Source organism: Serratia sp. PL7 (assembly GCF_945957435.1).
The window spans coordinates 1-2,370 of sequence record NZ_CAMFLB010000080.1 but is presented as its reverse complement, the minus strand read 5'-3'; the positions used below and the strand labels follow the sequence as shown (position 1 = coordinate 2,370).

The following is a 2,370-nucleotide window of genomic DNA, read 5'->3' as shown; positions in this document are numbered from 1 at the left end:
GAAGCGTCAAGGTAAGATTTGGATCCGTGTATTCCCGGACAAACCAATCACCGAGAAGCCTCTTGAAGTGCGTATGGGTAAAGGTAAGGGTAACGTGGAATATTGGGTTGCCCTGATCCAACCTGGCAAAGTCCTGTACGAAATGGACGGCGTTCCAGAAGAAGTCGCCCGTGAAGCGTTCAAGCTGGCAGCAGCTAAACTGCCGATCAAAACCACCTTTGTAACTAAGACGGTGATGTAATGAAAGCACAAGAGCTGCGTGAAAAAAGTGTTGAAGAGCTGAACACTGAGCTGCTCAACCTGCTGCGTGAGCAATTCAACTTACGCATGCAGGCGGCGAGTGGCCAACTGCAACAAACTCACCTGTTGAAACAAGTGCGTCGTAATGTCGCACGCGTTAAGACTTTACTGACTGAAAAGGCGGGTGCGTAAAATGACTGATATTATCCGTACTCTGCAAGGTCGTGTTGTTAGTGACAAAATGGAGAAATCCATGGTTGTTGCTATCGAACGTACGGTGAAGCACCCGATCTACGGGAAATTCATCAAGCGTACGACTAAGCTGCATGTACATGATGAGAACAACGAATGTGGTATCGGCGACGTGGTAGAAATCCGCGAATGCCGTCCACTGTCCAAGACTAAGTCATGGACGTTGGTTCGCATTGTAGATAAAGCGATTCTGTAATAGAGTAGCTGACTCTAACTTAATAAACGGCTCAGAAAGTGAGCCGTTTATTTTTTCTACCCATACTCTGGAAGCGGTGTTATAATGCTGCGCCCTCGGTTATGGGGCTTTTCAACGACCTAGTAATGGGTCCTAAAGTTGTAGTTGACATTAGCGGAGCACTAACATGATCCAAGAACAGACTATGCTGAACGTGGCCGACAACTCCGGTGCACGTCGCGTAATGTGTATCAAGGTTCTAGGTGGCTCGCACCGTCGCTACGCAGGCATCGGCGACGTCATCAAAATTACCATCAAGGAAGCAATTCCTCGCGGTAAGGTGAAGAAAGGCGATGTGCTGAAGGCGGTAGTGGTGCGCACCAAGAAGGGTGTACGTCGCCCGGACGGTTCTGTCATTCGCTTCGATGGTAATGCATGCGTTATTTTAAACAATAACAGCGAGCAACCTATCGGTACGCGTATTTTTGGGCCGGTAACTCGTGAACTGCGTAATGAGAAGTTCATGAAAATTATCTCTCTGGCACCAGAAGTACTCTAAGGAGCGAACCATGGCAGCGAAAATCCGTCGTGATGACGAAGTTATCGTGCTTACCGGGAAAGACAAAGGTAAACGCGGTAAAGTAAAAAATGTCCTGTCTGCTGGTAAGGTCATTGTTGAAGGTATCAACCTGGTTAAGAAACATCAGAAGCCGGTCCCGGCCCTGAACCAACCAGGTGGCATTGTTGAAAAAGAAGCTGCTATTCAGGTTTCCAACATTGCGCTGTTCAACTCGGCTACCGGTAAGGCTGACCGTGTAGGCTTTAGATTCGAAGACGGCAAAAAAGTCCGTTTCTTCAAATCAAATAGCGAAACTATCAAGTAATTTGGAGTATGACGATGGCGAAACTGCATGATTACTACAAAGACGAGGTAGTCAAACAACTGATGTCTCAGTTTGATTACAACTCTGTCATGCAAGTCCCTCGGGTCGAGAAGATCACCCTGAATATGGGTGTTGGTGAAGCGATCGCTGACAAGAAACTGCTGGATAATGCAGCAGCTGACTTGGCAGCTATCTCCGGTCAAAAGCCGTTCATCACCAAAGCACGCAAATCTGTTGCAGGCTTCAAAATCCGCCAGGGCTATCCGATCGGCTGTAAAGTAACTCTGCGTGGCGAACGCATGTGGGAGTTCTTTGAGCGTCTGATTTCCATTGCTGTTCCACGTATCCGTGACTTCCGTGGCTTGTCCGCCAAGTCATTCGATGGCCGTGGTAACTACAGCATGGGTGTGCGTGAGCAAATCATCTTCCCAGAAATCGACTACGACAAAGTCGATCGCGTTCGTGGTTTGGATATTACCATTACCACTTCTGCGAAATCTGATGATGAAGGCCGCGCGCTGTTGGCTGCTTTTAACTTCCCGTTCCGCAAGTAAGGCAGGGTTACTGATGGCTAAGCAATCAATGAAAGCACGCGAAGTCGTTCGCGTGAAACTGGCTGACAAGTACCGCGCTAAACGCGAGGAATTGAAAGCTATCATTTCTGGTGTGAACTCTTCTGACGAAGATCGTTGGGATGCTGTTCTCAAGCTCCAGTCTCTGCCGCGTGATTCCAGCCCGTCTCGTCAGCGTAAACGCTGCCGTCAAACTGGCCGTCCACATGGTTATGTGGGCAAATTCGGGTTGAGCCGTATCAAGCTA

Annotated in this window: 7 protein-coding genes; all 7 read left to right on the top strand. The window is 48.5% G+C overall.

Translation table 11 applies throughout. The annotated features are described in order from the left end of the window. Positions 1 to 241: 50S ribosomal protein L16 (rplP, locus tag N6G83_RS54195; protein WP_260524419.1), on the top strand; the 241-nt coding region annotated here is incomplete at its 5' end. Continuing rightward, positions 241 to 432: a 50S ribosomal protein L29 gene (rpmC, locus tag N6G83_RS54190; protein WP_002218942.1), complete on the top strand. Its 192-nt coding sequence runs from the start codon at positions 241 to 243 to the stop codon at positions 430 to 432. The genes rplP and rpmC, both read left to right, overlap by 1 nt. A 1-nt stretch (position 433) precedes the next feature. Beyond that, positions 434 to 688, top strand: coding sequence for a 30S ribosomal protein S17 (gene rpsQ, locus N6G83_RS54185; RefSeq protein WP_021182227.1), 255 nt, complete (start codon positions 434 to 436; stop codon positions 686 to 688). Between the two features lie 166 nt (positions 689 to 854). Beyond that, the gene (gene rplN / locus N6G83_RS54180; RefSeq protein WP_020837240.1) at positions 855 to 1,226 is read left to right on the top strand and encodes a 50S ribosomal protein L14; all 372 of its coding nucleotides are present in this window, start codon (positions 855 to 857) and stop codon (positions 1,224 to 1,226) included. A gap of 10 nt (positions 1,227 to 1,236) precedes the next feature. Continuing rightward, entirely contained in the window at positions 1,237 to 1,551 is a 315-nt protein-coding gene (rplX, locus tag N6G83_RS54175) for a 50S ribosomal protein L24 (protein ID WP_021808126.1), read from the top strand. 14 nt (positions 1,552 to 1,565) lie between these two features. Next, the gene (gene rplE / locus N6G83_RS54170) at positions 1,566 to 2,105 is read left to right on the top strand and encodes a 50S ribosomal protein L5 (RefSeq protein WP_021808125.1); all 540 of its coding nucleotides are present in this window, start codon (positions 1,566 to 1,568) and stop codon (positions 2,103 to 2,105) included. Between the two features lie 13 nt (positions 2,106 to 2,118). Continuing rightward, positions 2,119 to 2,370: 30S ribosomal protein S14 (gene rpsN / locus N6G83_RS54165; RefSeq protein ID WP_260524420.1), on the top strand; the 252-nt coding region annotated here is incomplete at its 3' end.